Origin of the sequence: Pseudoalteromonas luteoviolacea CPMOR-1, assembly GCF_001625685.1 — a bacterium.
GTDB classification, from domain to species: Bacteria; Pseudomonadota; Gammaproteobacteria; order Enterobacterales; family Alteromonadaceae; genus Pseudoalteromonas; species Pseudoalteromonas luteoviolacea_K.
Window position 1 is genome coordinate 163,601 of the sequence record NZ_AUYC01000038.1, and the last position, 18,306, is coordinate 181,906.

The 18,306-nt window shown below is 39.6% G+C and carries 17 protein-coding genes; 8 read left to right on the forward strand and 9 right to left on the reverse strand.

The window, feature by feature from the left end:
• Window position 1 precedes the first annotated feature (1 nt).
• The 7 genes from N473_RS17155 (at window position 2) to hupB (ending at window position 5,299) form a co-directional block, all read left to right on the forward strand.
• Complete coding sequence (locus tag N473_RS17155; protein WP_327077600.1) at window positions 2-427, forward strand: nuclear transport factor 2 family protein; 426 nt, start codon at window positions 2-4, stop codon at window positions 425-427.
• Window positions 424-1,143, forward strand: a complete 720-nt coding sequence (locus N473_RS17160; protein ID WP_063368988.1) for an SDR family NAD(P)-dependent oxidoreductase — start codon at window positions 424-426, stop codon at window positions 1,141-1,143. The genes N473_RS17155 and N473_RS17160 overlap by 4 nt, the downstream gene beginning before the upstream one ends.
• Window positions 1,140-2,396 (forward strand): NAD(P)/FAD-dependent oxidoreductase, encoded by a 1,257-nt coding sequence (locus N473_RS17165; protein ID WP_063368989.1) that lies wholly within the window; start codon window positions 1,140-1,142, stop codon window positions 2,394-2,396. The genes N473_RS17160 and N473_RS17165 overlap by 4 nt, the downstream gene beginning before the upstream one ends.
• A complete protein-coding gene (locus N473_RS17170; RefSeq protein WP_063368990.1) occupies window positions 2,389-3,114 on the forward strand; it encodes a DUF1365 domain-containing protein in 726 nt (241 codons plus the stop codon). Before N473_RS17165 ends, N473_RS17170 begins: the two co-directional genes overlap by 8 nt.
• Before the next feature lies 1 nt (window position 3,115).
• Entirely contained in the window at window positions 3,116-4,381 is a 1,266-nt protein-coding gene (locus N473_RS17175) for an SAM-dependent methyltransferase (protein WP_063368991.1), read from the forward strand.
• Window positions 4,353-4,871: a DUF2878 domain-containing protein gene (locus tag N473_RS17180; protein ID WP_081221242.1), complete on the forward strand. Its 519-nt coding sequence runs from the start codon at window positions 4,353-4,355 to the stop codon at window positions 4,869-4,871. Before N473_RS17175 ends, N473_RS17180 begins: the two co-directional genes overlap by 29 nt.
• A 152-nt stretch (window positions 4,872-5,023) precedes the next feature.
• Complete coding sequence (gene hupB / locus N473_RS17185) at window positions 5,024-5,299, forward strand: nucleoid-associated protein HU-beta (RefSeq protein ID WP_023397797.1); 276 nt, start codon at window positions 5,024-5,026, stop codon at window positions 5,297-5,299.
• Window positions 5,300-5,473: 174 nt separating this feature from the next.
• Here hupB and ilvN read toward each other — a convergent pair whose 3' ends face one another.
• The 8 genes from ilvN to N473_RS17225 form a co-directional block, all read right to left on the reverse strand.
• Window positions 5,474-5,971 carry an acetolactate synthase small subunit gene (gene ilvN, locus N473_RS17190; RefSeq protein ID WP_039610358.1) on the reverse strand — a complete coding sequence of 166 codons (498 nt, stop codon included), beginning with the start codon at window positions 5,969-5,971 and terminating at the stop codon, window positions 5,474-5,476.
• A complete protein-coding gene (locus N473_RS17195; RefSeq protein ID WP_063368992.1) occupies window positions 5,971-7,692 on the reverse strand; it encodes an acetolactate synthase 3 large subunit in 1,722 nt (573 codons plus the stop codon). Before N473_RS17195 ends, ilvN begins: the two co-directional genes overlap by 1 nt.
• Window positions 7,693-8,190: 498 nt before the next feature.
• Complete coding sequence (locus tag N473_RS17200; RefSeq protein WP_039610360.1) at window positions 8,191-9,198, reverse strand: isocitrate dehydrogenase; 1,008 nt, start codon at window positions 9,196-9,198, stop codon at window positions 8,191-8,193.
• Window positions 9,199-9,399: 201 nt separating this feature from the next.
• Window positions 9,400-11,085, reverse strand: coding sequence for a hypothetical protein (locus N473_RS17205; RefSeq protein ID WP_063368993.1), 1,686 nt, complete (start codon window positions 11,083-11,085; stop codon window positions 9,400-9,402).
• A complete protein-coding gene (locus N473_RS17210; protein WP_039610362.1) occupies window positions 11,075-11,470 on the reverse strand; it encodes a DUF3192 domain-containing protein in 396 nt (131 codons plus the stop codon). Before N473_RS17210 ends, N473_RS17205 begins: the two co-directional genes overlap by 11 nt.
• 78 nt (window positions 11,471-11,548) lie before the next feature.
• A complete protein-coding gene (gene xni / locus N473_RS17215; RefSeq protein ID WP_063368994.1) occupies window positions 11,549-12,316 on the reverse strand; it encodes a flap endonuclease Xni in 768 nt (255 codons plus the stop codon).
• Between the two features lie 126 nt (window positions 12,317-12,442).
• Window positions 12,443-13,786, reverse strand: a complete 1,344-nt coding sequence (gene ppnN, locus N473_RS17220) for a nucleotide 5'-monophosphate nucleosidase PpnN (RefSeq protein WP_063368995.1) — start codon at window positions 13,784-13,786, stop codon at window positions 12,443-12,445.
• Window positions 13,787-13,800: 14 nt separating this feature from the next.
• The gene (locus N473_RS17225) at window positions 13,801-15,333 is read right to left on the reverse strand and encodes a GGDEF domain-containing protein (RefSeq protein ID WP_063368996.1); all 1,533 of its coding nucleotides are present in this window, start codon (window positions 15,331-15,333) and stop codon (window positions 13,801-13,803) included.
• A 174-nt stretch (window positions 15,334-15,507) separates the two neighbouring features.
• Here N473_RS17225 and N473_RS17230 point away from each other — a divergent pair, with 174 nt between their 5' ends.
• Window positions 15,508-17,286 carry a M61 family metallopeptidase gene (locus N473_RS17230; protein WP_063368997.1) on the forward strand — a complete coding sequence of 593 codons (1,779 nt, stop codon included), beginning with the start codon at window positions 15,508-15,510 and terminating at the stop codon, window positions 17,284-17,286.
• Between the two features lie 51 nt (window positions 17,287-17,337).
• On the opposite strand, the gene N473_RS17235 is transcribed toward N473_RS17230, so the two are convergent.
• Window positions 17,338-17,889: a YkvA family protein gene (locus N473_RS17235; RefSeq protein WP_039610366.1), complete on the reverse strand. Its 552-nt coding sequence runs from the start codon at window positions 17,887-17,889 to the stop codon at window positions 17,338-17,340.
• Window positions 17,890-18,306 lie beyond the last annotated feature (417 nt).

Sequence of the window (18,306 nt, forward strand, 5' to 3'; positions counted from 1 at the left end):
AATGGAACAACACCTTAACAACTTTGTAGATATTTATAATCAGCTGTCAGACAAAAACCTTGGTTTATTGAAAAATATTTATGATGATAGTGTGGTATTTTCGGATCCTTTACATAAAGTAGAAGGAATTGAAGCCTTAACTAGATATTTTGAGAATTTATATGCAAATGTAAATTCAATCTCTTTTGATATCAATGAACACTACGTTGTAGACAACAAAGGTTTTTTATACTGGGAAATGCACTTTTCTCACAGCAAACTTAACAACAAGAAAAATATCACAGTGGCTGGGCATAGCCAGCTGACCTTTAAGGGGTCTAAAGTTATCAGCCACAGAGATTACTTTGATGTGGGTGCGTTGTTGTATAGAAATATTCCGCTTCTTGGCAGCGTAATTAAAACGCTAGAGAAAAGGGCGGTGTCATGAGTGAAAGTAAAAATCGTGTACTGGTAACTGGCGCAACGTCTGGTATTGGAGAAGCGTTGGTTTATAAGTACGCACAGTCAGATATCGTTACAGCTTGCGGCCGCAACCAAGACAAGTTAGCTGAATTTGAATCGAGAGGCGTGTCTTCTTCACGGTTTGATATGACGGATAAGCAACAGGTTTTTGATGCCGCAGAAAAGCTTGAAGCACACGATATCATTATATTAAATGCCGGCGTATGTGAGTATATCGACAATGCAAACAAATTTGATTCGGCATTATTCGAACGAGTTATACAGGCCAACTTGATTGCGACAGGATATTGTCTGGAAGCGTTCATACCAAAAATAAAAAAAGGTGGTCAACTTGTTATAGTCAGTTCTAGCGCGAGCTTTTTGCCGCTGCCTCGAGCCCAAGCGTACGGGGCATCAAAAGCGGCATTAAGCTATTTAACGCGTGTTATGCAGGTTGAACTTAAAGATATCGATGTAACTTTAGTTCACCCAGGATTTGTAGAGACTCCATTGACGAATAAAAATGATTTCCCGATGCCGTGTTTAGTCAGTGTCGAGCAAGCAGCAGAAAGGATTTATGAAGGGGTTTCTAAACGTAAAAATGAAGTACATTTTCCAAAGCGTTTTACGCTGTTTTTAAAATTGTTTTCATTATTACCATTTAATGTATGGCTGCCATTAGCCAAAAGGATAAAACGTTGAAAAATATCGCAATCATTGGTTCTGGCATATCAGGACTCAGTGCAGCTTACTTACTGAATAAAAAACATAACGTCACAGTATTCGAGAAAGAAGACAGGCTTGGTGGCCACACTGCTACAATCGATGTTGACACGCCTGAAGGTGTCAAAGGTATCGATACAGGCTTTATTGTTTTTAACGACCGCACATATCCCTTATTTGAAAAACTGCTCGATCAGATAGGGGTAGGGCGTAAGCCTACTCAAATGAGTTTCAGTGTAAAAACCGCTGACAGAGACTTTGAATATAACGGCCACACTTTTTTGTCTTTATTTGCTCAGAAACGCAATGCGCTATCGATCAAGTTTTGGCGTTTTTTATACAGTATTATCAAATTCAACCGGCTAGCTAAAGCGCTATATCACAGTGGCGATTATTCAAAGCACACAAATTTGGGTGATTTTCTCGATGCCCACGGATTTGATGAGTTTTTTAAAAAGCATTATATTTTGCCGATGGGCGCAGCTATTTGGTCAACCAGCTTGAAGGGAATGCTTGATTTTGAGATTCAGTTTTTTATTCAATTCTTCTTTAACCACGGCCTGCTAGATGTTGCTGGCCGGCCTCAATGGTATGTTATTCCTGGCGGTTCGAAACAATATATTGACCCGCTCATAGGCTCTTTCAAAGAACACATTAAGCTAGGCGTAAACATAAAGACCGTCATACGCTCTGATGAGCATGTTGAAATCATATTTGAAGATGGCAGCATTGAGCATTTTGATGAAGTGGTATTTGCATGTCATTCAGATCAAGCCTTGAAGTTGCTTGGTGATGCCAGTGAGATTGAGCGAGAAGTGCTTGGTGCAATTCCATATACTTCTAATAGTGTGGTTTTGCATACAGACATATCTATTTTACCTAAAAGAAGAGCTGCTTGGGCAAGTTGGAATTATGCCCTAGACGAGAGTCAGACAAGGCCAGCAAGCGTTACTTATCAGATGAATATTTTACAAGGGTTATCTTCCTCACAGCAGTACTGTGTAACATTAAACAATGATGAACAGATAAACCAGGAAAAAATAGTCCAAAAATTCACTTATTATCATCCAGTGTTTAATACACAAAGTATTCGGGCTCAAAAAAGAAAGTCTGAAGTTGACGGTGTAAACCGAACGTATTTTTGTGGTGCGTATTGGTTTAATGGCTTTCACGAAGATGGTGTGAGAAGTGCTGTTGATGTAGCTGAAAAGCTCGGAGTGAGCTTTGAATAGTGCTATTTATTTAGGTGATGTGAGGCATCGTCGTTTTGCGGTATCCGAGCATCATTTTAAATATCCCATGTATATGATGTGCATTGACTTGGATGAACAGCATCTTCTAGACGATATCCATCCATTATTTGGCACTAAGGGAAAAAAGCTACTACGGTTTGAACAGGCAGATTATTTAATAGGGCCGACAAAAAACTTAAAGCAACGTGCATTAGACAAAAGTCTAGAAATGGGTATAGATGCATCCGATAGCAAAGTATATTTGATGGGTCAGTGTCGTTGTTTTGGTTATTATTTTAGTCCAGTCAATTTTTATTTTTTTTCAAAGGAAGATGGGGAATATACCCACATGATTGCTGAAGTTAGTAATACACCATGGAATGAACGGCATTATTACCTTGTACCACTTGGGAAAAAAGTGAACTTTGAAAAGACCTTTCACGTATCACCTTTCATGAATTTAGATATGGAATACCATTGGCATATAAAAGCACCTTCACAGTATGCTTTTGTCCATATTGAAAATAAAAAAGAGCGTGAACTTTTATTTGACGCAACATTGAGACTGCAACGAGTACCACTAGATAAACCCTCAGTGAGTAGTTTATTAAAGCAGTTTCCAGCAATGACCTTTTCAATTTTAAAAGGCATTTATTGGCAAGCGTTAAAGCTTTTTTTAAAGCGAGTTCCTTTTATCAGTCATCCTGGAAGTTTGTAAGATGGAAAAAACGACACAATCCTATAGCAGTGAGAGCAACGATAGTTTTTTAACAAAAATGTGTAAGGCGCTGGTGTTAAAAGCGTTAGAACAAATCACATGGGGACAAATCAAGCTCATCGACGGAGGGCAAGAATACATCTTCGGCGATAAAGACAGTGCAACTAGTACGGTTATTCATGTTAAGTCGAGCCAAATGTACAACAAGTTTGCGCTTGGTGGCAGTGTAGGCGCTGGAGAGTCGTACATCGATGGTCAGTGGTCTTGTTCTGACTTAACGAGATTGATTGAAATATTCGTCGTAAACCAAGACGTGTTAGATGCGTTCGAAAAGAAGTTCGCCTTGATTTCTGGCCTATTTAACAAAGTAACGCATTTTAAAAATCGAAATACCAAATCTGGCTCAAAGAAAAATATAGTTGCGCATTACGACTTGGGTAATGATCTATATAGTTCGTTTCTGAGTGAAGAAATGCTTTACTCTAGTGCGGTATACCCAACACACACCGCCTCCTTAGAGCAGGCTCAGCAACATAAGCTAAAAGAAATATGTGAGCAAGTGGATTTACATAAATCCGACCATGTTATTGAAATTGGCACTGGGTGGGGCGCATTCGCAATCTATGCCGCTAAAAATTATGGATGTAAGGTAACTACAACAACCATATCAGAAGAGCAGCATGCGTACGTTAGCGAAAAGATCATAGAGCTTGGCTTACAGGATCAAATTACACTGCTCAAAGATGACTATCGAGAATTAAATGGTAAATTTGATAAGCTTGTGTCTATTGAAATGATTGAGGCTGTTGGGCATGAGTATCTTTCTGGATTTTTTGAAAAATGCAGTAGTTTACTTAAGCCTAATGGCGTGATGTTAATACAAGCGATTACAATTGCATGCCAGCGATATCATCATTATTTAAAAAACTCAGACTTTATACAGCAGTATATTTTTCCAGGTGGTTGCTTGCCATCCATTACAGAGATGAGTAAACAAATATGCAGCAGTACAGACTTGGTTGTCCACTCTGTCAAAGATATTGGCTTGCACTACGCCAAAACATTGTTTGATTGGCGTGAACGCTTTGATAAAGCGTGGCCATCATTAGATAATCAAAAATTTGACCAGCGTTTCTATCGACTTTGGGAGTTTTATTTGTGTTACTGCGAAGGTGGATTTAAACAAAGAGCAACCAGTGCCGTACATTTGGTCGCTAGAAAACCAAGGTATTTAAGCGATGATGAAAAAGTATTCTGTCGCTATTAACTTTGTATTGTTTCAGCTCGCCTGGTTTTCCGTCTTTTTTTTAAAAGAGGACGCTTTATTTCCGGTGGCTGTAACTGTTGCACTGATGTTTTTATTCAGTGCACATAAAGGAAGGGACGGCAAATTTGTTGTTGTAGGTTTATCAATTGGCTTAGCAATAGAAATAATCGCAGTTACTGTCGGTGTTATCAGCTATGGTACAGCCTTAATCCCCGTCTGGTTAGTTCTGCTGTGGGTCGCTTTGCTTTTTTCTTTTAGAGAGTCATTGAATAAGCTTTTTCATTTGCCAATAAAGTTGAGAGCGCCTATTGTTTGGTTGTGCACGCCAGGTAGTTATTACGCTGGCTCAAAAGCAGGCGTGTTGATCACACTTGAACCCCTATGGCTATTTTGGATCATTTATGGCGCGATATGGTTTGTTGGCTTTGAGTGTTTGCGTTGGCTTGACGCACAGTCGCACATAAGAAGGAATGATGAGGTATTGAGCTAAATCGTTCCTTTTTTAGCTAAATATATGTGATGCAAGTACAATTTGTCAGATTAATTTCGAATATAGTTGAATTTTGGCTTGCACTAATGCTTAAAATGAATAAACATAGAATTTGCTCCGGCAGAAAATAAAAAATATAGGAATTTTTAAAAATGAACAAAGCTCAACTAGTTGAAAAGATCGCGAACGACGCTGATATCTCTAAGACGGCAGCTGGCCGTGCATTAGATGCTTTAACTAGTGCTGTAACTGAAGCTCTAAAAGAAGGCGATTCAGTAGCACTAGTTGGTTTTGGTACTTTCTCTGTGAAAGAGCGTGCAGCACGTACAGGTCGTAACCCACAGACTGGCGCGGAAATCCAAATCCCAGCTGCTAACATCCCAAGTTTCAAAGCGGGTAAAGGTCTAAAAGACCAAGTAAACCTGTAATTCAGTGATGAATATTTTTGGTTTGAGTTTAAGGCTCAAGCCTATGAAAAAAAGGAGCCAAATGGCTCTTTTTTTAATTTTGACCAGTACCAAATTTTAATCTTTTGACTTGCCTTCGTACTTAAAAGTTTGGTTTATTACGAGCGTCACCACTCGCAATAATGGTTGTGTTTATTAGCTCTTAAGGGCTTTATCACCTCTACCAATGCCTACCGCACCTGAGCGGACTAATTCAATTAAATCGCTTTCATGACGCAACATATCAAGGAAACTTTCTATTTTATCCGTGCTACTTGCCAATTGAAGAGTGTAGCTCTGTTTACCCATATCCACGATTGATGCGCCAAATACGTCACTAACACGCGTCACAGCGGCTCTCATTGCTTCATTTCTAGTGAATACTTTTACCATTAAGAGTTCTCTTTCAATGTGATTGATTTCTGTTAGATCAAACACTTTAAGTACATCGACAAGTTTATTGACTTGCTTAGTGATTTGCTCAACAACTCTATCATCGCCATGTGTTGTAATGGTGATACGAGACAGGGTTTTATCATCGGTTGTACCGACCGTTAAGCTATCGATGTTGTACGCTCTTTGAGAAAAAAGGCCAACGATACGCGAGAGTGCACCAGGTTCATTTTCTAATAATATCGCTAATATACGTCTCATTATACTTTCACTCCTTTTTTCAACCACATTTCGTCAATTGCACCATGTTTAATTTGCATTGGATAAACATGCTCGCTCTCATCTACTCTAATATCTAAAAATACAAGGCGATCGGTAATTGAAAATGCTTTTTCAAGGGCACTATCGAGTTCGTCAGGGTGATCAACACGGATCCCGATATGTCCATAGCTTTCTGCTAAAGCAACAAAATCTGGCAAAGACTCCATATAAGAACTTGAATGGCGGCCATCGTACAGCATATCCTGCCATTGTCTCACCATACCCAGAGAGCGGTTGTTCAGGGAGACGACCTTAACATTCAGCCCATACTGTAGGCAGGTTGAGAGCTCTTGAATATTCATTTGAATAGAACCATCTCCCGTTACGCATACAACTTCATCCTGAGGGAAAGCGACCTTGACACCCATTGCAGCGGGAAGCCCAAAACCCATTGTGCCAAGACCGCCTGAGTTGATCCATTGGCGAGGGTTTTTAAATGGGTAATATTGGGCTGCGAACATTTGGTGCTGACCAACATCAGAGGTTATATATGCATTGCCATGTGTGACCTCATATAACTTTTGAATAACGGTTTGTGGCTTAATCTTGTCAGCATCAGTTTTATAGTCCAAACATTTTTGCGCTCGCCATTGAGTTATGTCTTTCCACCAAGCTTCTTGCGCACTGCGATCAATAGCAATATTGCTATTGTTAATGCCTTCTAGCAGTTGTGAAAGCACTGTATCTAAACAACCAACAACCGGAATATGTGCCTGAATCGTTTTTGAAATTGACGTTGGATCCACATCAACATGGACAATTTTTGCATTTGGACAAAACTTGCTTACATTGTTTGTTACGCGGTCGTCAAACCTTGCGCCAAGCGCCAATATTGTATCAGCATTGGCCATTGCTTTGTTTGCTTCTAAAGAGCCATGCATACCTAACATGCCAATGAAGTTGGGGTGGCAGCCACTGATCCCCCCTAAACCCATCAGGGTGTTGGTGATCGGGGCATTCAGCTTTTCGACAAGCTCCGTCAGCTTCTCAGACGTATCGGAAAGAATAATTCCGCCACCAGAATAAATAACCAGCTTTTTCGCTTGTAAAATAGCTTCGACCGCTTTTTTAATTTGCTTAGTGTGCCCCTTTTTATTGGGGTTATAAGTTCTCATGTCTAATTGTTTAGGCATGGAATAGTTAAATTTAATCTGAGGGTTTAAAACATCTTTAGGCAATTCGACAACCACGGGTCCAGGCCTTCCGGATCCAGCTAGATAAAAAGCTTTTGCCAATATAGCTGGTATGTCTTCTGCGTGCCTGCAATTAAAGCTATGTTTTACTATCGGTCTGGAACACCCAACAATATCGGTTTCTTGGAAAGCATCGTCACCAATCAAGTTCGATGGTACTTGTCCAGACAGCACAACCATCGGAATAGAGTCCATATATGCAGTTGCAATCCCTGTAATGCAATTCGTAGCTCCGGGGCCTGATGTGGCAAGCACAACACCTGTTTTTCCAGTTGCACGAGAATAGCCATCAGCCATATGCGTAGCGGCTTGTTCATGACGAACGAGAATATGCTCGACATCACTTTGTTCAAACAGGGCATCATATAGGTCTAAAACAGAACCGCCCGGGTATCCAAAGATAAACTCTACTTCTAAATCGCTCAGCGCCTTTACAACTAACTCGGAGCCGTTAAATTGCTCATTCATTACCTCATTCCTCAGCCAAGTTAAATCTTGGCATAAAAAAACCCCGCTGATTGGCGGGGTCGATGAAAGCGTATACTCACACAGGCCCCTATGGACTTAATACTAAGACCACCACGAGAACCATTTGTACAAGCTTAACTAAAGTCATTTCAAATCTGCTAAATTATTTAAACACTGTTTATTTAAAGGGCAATTGATGTTTCTGTCAAGCAAACCAATTCTTAATATGCATAATATATCCCCATTTTGTGTTGATAAATTTGAAATGTAGTATTTCATTTTATAAAAACAATCAATATTGCATAATTTAGCGATGCTAATATTTAGGAAAAAGAAACAAAAACTGCGCGTTATGAATGAGGCACTGAGAAAAAACGTTGAAGGTTAACATGTAATGATAAAAAACGGTTTGAAGTGTAAAAGCTGTTGAAGGTAATTAGGGAAGTAAGTAACGAATAAAGAGATAGTGCAGGGCGCACTATCTCACAAGTCTTATAATTAAAGACGCTCAATCACAGCTTGTGTGAAGTCAGTTGTGCCATGGTTACCACCAAGGTCACGTGTTGTACGGTCGCCAGATTTAATTACATCAGCTACTGCACTGCGAATACGCTCAGCAGTGTCACCCATATCTAAATACTCAAGCATTTGAATAGAAGCTAGGATAACAGATGTAGGGTTCGCTAGGTTTTTACCAGCGATATCAGGTGCACTACCGTGTACAGCTTCGAAAATAGCTGCATTTTCACCAATGTTAGCTCCTGGCGCCATACCTAAACCACCAACAAGGCCTGCACATAGATCAGAGATGATGTCACCGAATAAGTTAGTTGTTACAACAACATCAAATTCATCAGGGTTCATCACTAGCTTCATACAAGTTGCATCAACAATCATTTCTGCAGACTCGATGTCTGGGAAGCGTTCACCAACTTCGCGTGCAACTTTAAGGAATAGACCTGAAGTTGATTTAAGGATGTTTGCTTTGTGAACTGCGGTTACTTTTTTACGACCTTCACGTTGTGCAAGCTCATAAGCGAAAGTAACGATTTTTTCTGCGCCTTCACGAGTGATTTTTGACATTGCTTCAGCTTCAGTACCATCTTCAGACGTTACCTGACCAAGGCCAGAGTACATGCCCTGCGTATTTTCACGTACAGTGATGATGTCAATGTTTTCGTAACGCGCTTGAGTACCTTCGAAAGATTTAACTGGACGTACATTTGCATACAGACCAAATTGCTTACGTAAAGTAACGTTGATAGATGTAAAGCCTTCACCGACAGGCGTTGTTAAAGGACCCTTTAATGTAAGCTTATTACGCTCGATTGCTTCTAGTGTTTCAGGTGGAAGAAGTTCACCAGTTTTTTCTAGCGCTGCAAGACCTGCGTCAACGTATTCGTATTCGAAGTCACAGCCAGCTGCGTTTAAGATTTCAATTGCTGAGTCGATGATGCTTGGACCGATACCATCACCACGAATAACGGTAACTGTTTGCTTAGCCATTTAGTTTTCCTTTATCAAAATAAATTGTACACACATTTAAGAAGGACCTGTTTATTGTAGTCAATCAAATAAAAAGTGTGTGTTCGCTTGAAAAATTAAGCGCGTTTTATAGCAATTTATTCATAGATATTCCAGCAAGGAATGATAAAAAGGCATAAATTAAAATTATGTCTAGTATATTCTACATTTATAGAATAAATATTATTCAATCACGCTATGTAACGAAAGCTCAAGAATTGCCTGGTGTAACTGTTTTTCACTTTCCCAGCCAAACTTTTTTATTTGGTTTTCTAAAACAAGGCGTTGCCATGCAGTTGGCTGGAAATAGGCACTATTCCATGTCATTGCAAGTACCTTTATAGCCACAAATGTCTTGGCTTCCTCGCTTAATGAGTTGTTTTTTTCTCGCTCAGATTGTTTAAAAGCACGGTGTGGCGCACTGTTATTAAAATGATGTTCAAAGTAGCTATCTAATTTTTCTGAGTTGAATTCTAAAAAACCAAACAATCTTGCCAACGAGTAGGGGATTGCCGTATCACTTTGCTCACTTACGCAGGTAAAGCGTTTGATATCGATGTCGTGGTGTTTAAGCATAAAAGCAATGACCGCACTGATTGGCGAGAGTATGCTTTCATAATCTTGGCCGTAGGCTTGCTTGGTTAGCGTAGCCAGTATTAAAGAGAGTTGTTGGTACTTGTGCCAAATGTCGACTGCAAAAGGGTGCTTTAGTTGTGAAATCACTTGCTCTATCAGTACTCTTTGGCACAACAGGCTAGCGGTGTTTAAGCCTACCATAGTCAAACAGTGACGGGTATTAGCGCCTTTTTGGGATTCTCTATTATATTGTTTAGCTGCTTGTTGGAGTGCTTGTTCTATATATGGAAAAGGTGCGATTGTTTTCTCAATTGCCCTAAAGCTGCTAAAGCTGCTTTGTCCCAGTTTATCAATGACTGAATAGGTTGTCTCAAACCCATCTGTACTCAATTCGATCGGCTGAGATTCAATATGACTCCAAACTTTATATAATAGATGTTTGTCTGCGCTGCTGATAGACGTAAATTCAAAGCTGAGTCTTTGCTGTGTCTTGACGAGTCGGTCTATTTTATGATCTTTGAATGTACAAATTATCTGGCTTTTTTCATTCTTTTGCAGCAGTAAGGCACGTTGCCCCTTGTATTGGGCACTGCAGCCTACAGGGTAATGACTAAATTGTGTCGCTAACTTATTTAATGTATCTCGAACAAAGTCATTTTGGCTAGCAAGGTATAGTTTTTTTACTGTATAAGCGAGTGCGTTGGGCTTTGGTTTTTGAACCAAGGCAGTCGCAATGATTTGCGTAATAGCAACGATGAGAGTGATGTTGTCATATAGCGGAGACAGGCGCTTACTTTTCAACGTATCGCAATAGGGGGAGAGTCTAGACATCATTCGTGCAGCTTGTTTGTTGACTGAACCACCATGTTGGAGGACTTTCACTGCAAGTTGATATCTAATTTTCCAGATTTTCTTTCCTTGTTCTGTTAATGGTTTGGCTGTTAGTAGTTTATCACTTTCATTTTTCACGCATAAGAAACTTGCAAGACATGCCACAAGAAGTTCCTGACGTATTTTATGAGAATAGCCATGCCCCTGAGCTATGATGCAAACTAAGATACATTTTTTTATTACCAAATTTGTAGTGGGGGACAATTGTTCAAACTGCAACGTTAAATAACTGTGCAGTGCGTTTGGTGTATTTTGATAGGTTTCTGTATATAGTTGTGCCAGTTCAGCAAGTGTGGGAAATATACTTGGCCACTTTTGTTTATTGTAGTAGAGCCTTAGAGTTTGCTCCGTTTTATTCACTAGTTCATGAAGTTGTTTTGATACATCTTTATTATTCGTCATTCTTGAGCGCTTTCTCGTAGGCTACTATGGCACCAGCACCCCATAATATTAGCTGACCATTTTTAAACAATAAACCAGTGCATTCGTCTTGTGTGGTTATGCCATCAGGTTTCATCAATTGTGTTCTGTAATATACGATTTGAAAAACAGTGTCTTCGTCTGACTTAACATAGGTTAGGTCGGGGCTACCTAAATTGTCTAACACAGTTTCTAAGTCCATTTGTGTATCTGGTTTTAATTTGCTAATGAACCTTTTATTGAACGCTTCTCGGTCTTTCCAAAGCATTGCTCTTGGATCATCTTTATAAAAGTTGATAACAAGATAGACAATGCCAGCGTATACTGCGAGGCCCAGAAATATATATTGTAGAACTTTTTTTATCATTTAAGTCACCTGAAAAGAGCACGGTAAGACTATCTGAAGCTTGTATCCATAACAAGTAATTTGAGTTTAACGCAATAACTAGAGCCTCAGTTCTTTGAGCGTAAAACCCACTTCAATGTCGGTTCTTAAGGCAACTAATGATTTACTTAAAATGAAGTTGTCGATGTCAGCCTCTATTTTTTTCCTGACAGGTGATGGCAGCTCAGGATCAGCCAATGCATGTTCTACAGAATTAAATTGGCTTAACACTTCAATCGCTGTTTTTTTCCCAACCCCTTTAACACCAGGGATATCATTGGTCTTATCACCCATTAACCCCCAAAAATCATGGAGTTTACTTTTATCTATGGAGAACTTATTCGCCACATCATCTGCTGATATGGCCTGTTGCTTAAAATAGTCATAAATTTTGATGTGTTCGCTAATGAGTGGTAAAAACCCCTTATCGGTGGACACTATGGTTGAGGTAACACCATGGTTTGACGCTTTGAACGCAAGCGTCGCAAGAATATCATCGGCCTCATCTTGCGTTGGGAAATAAGCCTTAACATGGTTATCTGTAAACGCTGTGGCAACATTTTCTAGATTGACTTTAAGCTCGTTAGGCATTGGTTTTCTCGTTGCTTTGTATTCTGAGTAAAGGTGATATCGCCAACTTTTATCGCCATCAAAAACGGCAATGGCATGAGTCGCCTGAGTAATTTTCAATAATTTACGAGTAGCATTTTTAACTCTTTGGGAACAGCTTTTAATAATTTGCTCATCATTTAAGCCTGCTTGCTCGCAATCAACGGCATAAATACGACGTATTAGATTTAGTGCGTCTATGAGTAATAAATGAGCCATATATATACAAAATTAACATAAAGAGTTCAGAATAAAGCGGATTATATCAGAGAGGCAATGAGAGTTCATCGCCCCACAACGTTTTGTTTTTGCTAAAAAATGCAAATTATATTGATTTGACTAGCACTAGGCCTGAATCTTATAGCATGGAGTATATTTGCTGCCTGGAAGCTTCATACGCCCTTGACTAACAAAGGCTTGTAATAGTTTATCCATATCAGACATTAATGACTTATCACCCTCGAGAATGTAGGGTCCATGTTGTTTGATGGCTTTGACGCCATTGTCCTTAACGTTGCCTGCAACAATACCTGAAAACGCTCGTCTTAAGTTTGCTGCTAATATCTCTTTAGGTTGATCTAAATGTAGATTCAATGATGCCATGTTTTCATGTGTAGGTTCGAATGGCATTTGGAAAGGCTCTTCTATTTTTAAGGTCCAGTTAAAGTAGTAAGCATCACCCTCTGACTTTCGATACTCTCTTACATTCGGCATTTCAGATTTGATGTGTTTTGCCACACGTTCAGGGTCATCAATGATAATTTCAAATTTATCAAGCGCTTCTTTACCAAGCGTTTTTTCTACAAACTTGGCGATCTCATCAAAGTAAGCAGAGCTTGATGCTGGGCCTGTTAGTATAACCGGGAGAACTTGTTTTTTATTTTCTGGGTGGAGCAAAATCCCGAGCAAGTAAAGTAACTCTTCTGAAGTCCCAGCACCGCCCGGGAAAATGATAATTGCATGTGCCGTTCTGACAAAGGCTTCAAGGCGTTTTTCTATATCAGGTAATATAACGAGCTCATTAACAATCGGGTTGGGTGGCTCGGCAGCAATGATGCTTGGTTCAGTCAAGCCTAAATAACGGTTGCTGGTTATACGTTGCTTAGCATGACCTATGGTGGCACCTTTCATAGGGCCTTTCATTGCACCGGGCCCGCACCCTGTACAAATATTTAGCCCCCTTAGGCCAAGTTGATAACCTACTTCTTTCGTATATTTATATTCTTGCTCATTAATTGAATGCCCTCCCCAGCAAACGACCATATTAGGGTCAGTATTCACTTCTAATGCGTCAGCATTTCGAAGCATATCGAATACCATATGGGTAATCTCTTTCGGATCAACGAGCGCATCTTGGTGACGTTGGCATATGAATAAAATGTCTCGGATCACTGAAAAAATATGCTCGTGAATACCATTTATGATGGTGCCGTCGACAAAAGCGGATTCTGGAGGATTAGTCAGTTCGATCTTTATGCCGCGCTCACGAGCGACTAATTTGACATTAAAGTCTTCAAATTTCTTATAAATTTCATAGCTTGAGTCTGTATGGCTGCCTACGTTCAGTACGGCTAAAACGCAGTTTCTAAATAACTGATATCTTTCGAAAGTTGAAGACTGTTGTAGCAAGTCTACTTCTAATTGTGATAATAAATTAAGAACTCCAGTTGGGTTTAGCTGTACATGCATAGGCATTCTCCATGTTATTCTCTAATGCAAAGTTTATCTCTACCTGAGTTTTTTGCGTCGTACAACGCATTGTCTGCACGGTCGAATGCAGATAGTGTTGTATCGCCTTTTTTAAGTTGAGTCGCACCCAGTGAAATCGTAATTTGTACCTCTTTTTCTTTAAACTTAAAGGGGATCGATTTAACTGTATTGCGTATTTTTTCAAGTGGGCTCTGTGCTGAGCTCAATGGCATTCCTGGCATCAATAAAACAAACTCTTCACCACCATAACGTGCGATAAAGTCTGCTTTTCGAATTGATTTTTTCAGTGCGCGTGCGATGACTTGTAATGTTTTATCGCCAGCACTGTGGCCATATTTATCATTAATTGATTTAAAGTGATCAACATCGATTACGACGAGCGTCACATCACTGTTGTGAACTTCAAACAAGTGAAATTCTTGATTATATCTGTCATCAAACGCTGTTCGATTGGGAAGTTTGGTAAGACCATCTAGCAAGCTCTTGAATTTCTGTTCATTCAAGCGCTTTTTGTAATTTGTCACTTTTGTCTCGAGTAAGTTGATGCGGTCATTAATCTTGTCGAAACTTTGTAGTAAAACTTCTTTATCGCGCCTTTCTATGTTTTCTCTTTCTATGAGGTCTTTACTCAGTTCTTTTAACTCATTGTCAACAAGCTGCTTTAGCTCGGTAATTGACGTTGCTTGCTGAGTTTGGGTATTGAGTGTCGAGATCTTTTCTTCAATTCGCTTGTTTAAAGCAGACACTTCTTGGTTAACTGACTTTGACTGGCTAGTTGTTTCTACAATGGACTTGTGTAGCTCTTCAAGCGTTTGATTTAAAGAAACGAGAAACCCTTGGGCAGACTGGCGTTCTCTTGCAATTGACTTTGCAAAAATACGAATAATACTGACCGCATTGTCAAGCAATGAATCTATGGAGTCATCAGACGACAAACTTTGTTTGATTTGCTTTATTTTTTCTGAGACATCTTCTTCAAAAACCAATTCATTTGTGAGTGAGAGTAGTTCAATAGCTAATTCTGGGTTGCTCTGAGAGGTATTAAACTCAGGAGCAGCTTTAGCTTGTAAAGTCTGCATATAAAATTGTAGGACTTTTTCAAGCAAGGGGATAAATTCAGAGACGGCTTTGATATCGCCTAGTTCATGGTCGAGCACATGCCTTAATTTGCGTCGTGTGTCGTCTGGTAAGCCTTTTAGTTTTTGTAATTGTTTACCAGCAGATTGGATGTGTGTTGTTAACGCACGTTCATTCGCTTCATATACAGTTTCTTGTTGTTTTAGCTGTGTGATAGCGCTTTCGATAAGTGGGGTTATCTGTTCTATTTCCATGCCTTTATTTAAAGCACTGCGAAATTTTGCTAGTTGATTATCTAGCGCAACATCTTGCCCCCTACAACTAAAAGAAAGACGAGTGGCGAAGTCAGACAGCATCGAAACTTGTGTCTTTTTTGCCTCTTCTAACGCTTTTCTAGCGGAAATAGCTTGAGAGAGCTTTTTTTCTAATAGTACAGTTTTATCAGTCACAAAAATCCAACATCTTTTTTTACTATAACATTAGCAAGTTTACATCAAATTACTGAAAAATGTGGGAGAATTTAATGTTCAACTTAGCTTTTTATCATGTAGTTTTAACGAATTTATTAACTCAAGTATAAGGAATTTTGCTAATTTTAAGAAAACTATTTAATTTTTTATGATATGAAAAAAACTCTCTCGCTGATCTCATTGGCACTTTATAGTGCATTTTCTTATGCGGATGTTGAATACACGCTTTCTATTACTGAACCTGAGCATCACCTTGGTGACGTTGAAATCACTTTCCCAAAGTCTGCACAATCATATGTTGACGTGATGTTGCCGGACTGGCGAACTGGTCGATATGAAATACTTGATATGGCTAACGGTATTCGATTCTTTTCAGCCAAGACGCGACGAGGAGAGAAATTAAAATGGCATAAAATTGATAAAAATACTTGGCGAGTGCACTTAGACACACCGGCACAAGTTTCTGTCTCTTATCAAGTTTACGCTAATGAGTTAGCGCTTAGGTCACGACATATAGACGACAGTCATGCCTTTATCGACGCTTCAGGGTTCTTTATGTTCAGTGACTCTTTCAGACAAGAACCTGTGAAAGTCAACTTAAGCGTGCCTAAAAATTGGCGCTCCGTATCAGGTATGGATTTTGCCGACTCACAACATAGTTTCAAAGCCGCAAATTATGATGTGCTACTTGATTCGCCAATAGAAACAGGTATAAATGAATTACATAAGTATTCGGTTGACGGTCGAGATTATGAATTGGTGATCTGGGGAGAGGGGAATTATGATGTTGAACTCATGATACGAGATTTAAAAAAGCTCGTTAAAACCGGTAGTTTGATATGGCATGACTACCCTTATGAACGATATGTTTTCATGGTTCATGCGACCAGTGGGGCTAGAGGGGCAACAGAACATTTAAATTCAACGATTATTCAAAGACACAGAGATAGCTTCGCATCTAGAGGTGACTATCTTGGTTTTATTTCAACAGCAGCCCACGAGTTTATTCATACTTGGAACGTAAAGCACTACAGACCGGACGGGTTAGTCCCCTATGATTATGTCGATATTAACTATAGTGACTTGTTGTGGTTAGTCGAAGGGTCGACAAGCTATTTAGAAGACTTTCTTTTATTGAGTGCTGGTATCACAACTAACCAAGAGTTTTATCAGTCTCTGACACGCACGCTTAATCGCCATTTAAATACACCTGGCCGAGAGGTGCAATCAGTTGCTGATACGAGTTTTGACAAGTGGATCAACCAAGGGGGTGACCACGGCAAAAACTACAGTACTAATATCTATTTGGAAGGCGCATTGGTGTCAATGGCGTTAGATATCGATCTTATCGATAAAAGTGACGGTAAGGTAAGCTATCGAGATGTACACGGCGAGCTTTATAAACAGCATAAACTACCAAACTCCTTTAATAGTGAAGATGTTAAACGGATCCTTAAACAGTTAAGTGGTCATAGCTATGCTATGTGGTGGGAAAAATATGTTGAAAAGCCTGCCATCATAGATTTCGACGAGCTCTTCAAAAAAGTCGGCTTAGAATATGTCTACCCACCTAGCACGATAAGGGTTGCCAGTATTGATGGAACTGCGAAAAGTGTTGGTCAAATGTTAGAGCTGACTCACGTCGCCAGAGGCGGTAGTGCATGGCAGGCTGGATTAACAGCAGGAGACAAAATAGTCGCAGTCGATAACCACCATGTTAGAAAAGATTTACCTCATACTTTAGCTTTATTCCGTTCAGGACAAACCGTTGAAGTCTCCTTTATTCGTCGGCATAAACTCATGAAAACTGACATTAAATTATCTGAAAAAGCGAATAGGGATAAGTTAATTAGAGCGGTTGATAGGCCATCAGAAAGACAAACCAGACTTTACAAAGCTTGGTTAGGTGTCGCTCATCCAAATGCAAAATAATTAAAAAAGGGAGCTTTGTTACGCTCCCTTTTTTCACTGCAATGCTGTTGATTACATGATACGAGAGAAGAAACGAGAGCCTTTAGAACCAGAACGGTTTCTGCGCATAGAAGAACGAATTTGAGCTCGAGTGCTTGCAAGCCAGCTTTCACGGTTTACTTTTGCATGATCGCCACGTCTTGCTTCTTCAGTTGCTCTAAAGCCGCAGAATTCGCGATACGCTTTTAAGTCTAAAGATAAGTCTTGTAACACTAATTCAATCATGATGGCATCATCAATGTAACCAAGTACTGGCACATTGTCTGGGACAATATCTTCAGGCTCACCAAAATAGGCTAAAGAAAGCATGATTTCTTTCTTTTCATCTTCTGGCATCTGCCATTCATCATCTTGAACTGCATCAATAAGTGCTGAGAGTGACATCATTCTTGTTCTGACAAATTCAGGTACATTGGTGCCTTCCATCTGCTCAACAAGTTCACGCGCTTTGGCGATTATTTCTTCCTCACTCAGATGAGTGCTTCGTTCAATGGCAGATTGCATCATGGAACGAAAGTGTTCTAAATCAACATCAGTGAGTTCAAAGTTTACTTGGATGGACATTATTTCTCCCTTACGCACTTGTTTATTTTTATATCCGTTGGGCAATACACTGCATGTGATTACCCACTATTGTTACGACACTATGCCATTAAATCATCACTAATTTAAGCTCAAATTAACAATAATTGAAAAAAAGTCAAAAGTTGGTTGTGTAGTGTTCAACCTTATAAATATCTTAGTAAAGGAAGTGATTTTTGGCAGCACAATGTGTCATTTTTTTAATGTTTGCTTGTGGAAATGTAAAATCATCGCTCATGTTTGGTTTAATAAACCACTTTGGGGTTGGGCTTTGTGCTGTTGGTTGAAATAAGCTGCACTTTCTCACCTTTGTCGTTGCGGGCTCGCCCCGCAATCCATCTTAAGGTTGATATGCGTGTATGCCATCAATACGAAGATCCTGAAGCGAGTTCAGGGTGA

Coding starts and splice junctions, on each gene's coding strand:
- ilvN (WP_039610358.1), bottom strand. CDS start 5,971: ATGAGACGTATATTAGCGATATTATTAGAAAATGAACCTGGTGCACTC.
- N473_RS17200 (WP_039610360.1), bottom strand. CDS start 9,198: ATGGCTAAGCAAACAGTTACCGTTATTCGTGGTGATGGTATCGGTCCA.
- ppnN (WP_063368995.1), bottom strand. CDS start 13,786: ATGCATGTACAGCTAAACCCAACTGGAGTTCTTAATTTATTATCACAA.
- N473_RS17230 (WP_063368997.1), top strand. CDS start 15,508: ATGAAAAAAACTCTCTCGCTGATCTCATTGGCACTTTATAGTGCATTT.
- N473_RS17155 (WP_327077600.1), top strand. CDS start 2: ATGGAACAACACCTTAACAACTTTGTAGATATTTATAATCAGCTGTCA.
- N473_RS17175 (WP_063368991.1), top strand. CDS start 3,116: ATGGAAAAAACGACACAATCCTATAGCAGTGAGAGCAACGATAGTTTT.
- N473_RS17210 (WP_039610362.1), bottom strand. CDS start 11,470: ATGATAAAAAAAGTTCTACAATATATATTTCTGGGCCTCGCAGTATAC.
- hupB (WP_023397797.1), top strand. CDS start 5,024: ATGAACAAAGCTCAACTAGTTGAAAAGATCGCGAACGACGCTGATATC.
- N473_RS17205 (WP_063368993.1), bottom strand. CDS start 11,085: ATGACGAATAATAAAGATGTATCAAAACAACTTCATGAACTAGTGAAT.
- N473_RS17235 (WP_039610366.1), bottom strand. CDS start 17,889: ATGTCCATCCAAGTAAACTTTGAACTCACTGATGTTGATTTAGAACAC.
- N473_RS17195 (WP_063368992.1), bottom strand. CDS start 7,692: ATGAATGAGCAATTTAACGGCTCCGAGTTAGTTGTAAAGGCGCTGAGC.
- N473_RS17180 (WP_081221242.1), top strand. CDS start 4,353: ATGATGAAAAAGTATTCTGTCGCTATTAACTTTGTATTGTTTCAGCTC.
- xni (WP_063368994.1), bottom strand. CDS start 12,316: ATGGCTCATTTATTACTCATAGACGCACTAAATCTAATACGTCGTATT.
- N473_RS17160 (WP_063368988.1), top strand. CDS start 424: ATGAGTGAAAGTAAAAATCGTGTACTGGTAACTGGCGCAACGTCTGGT.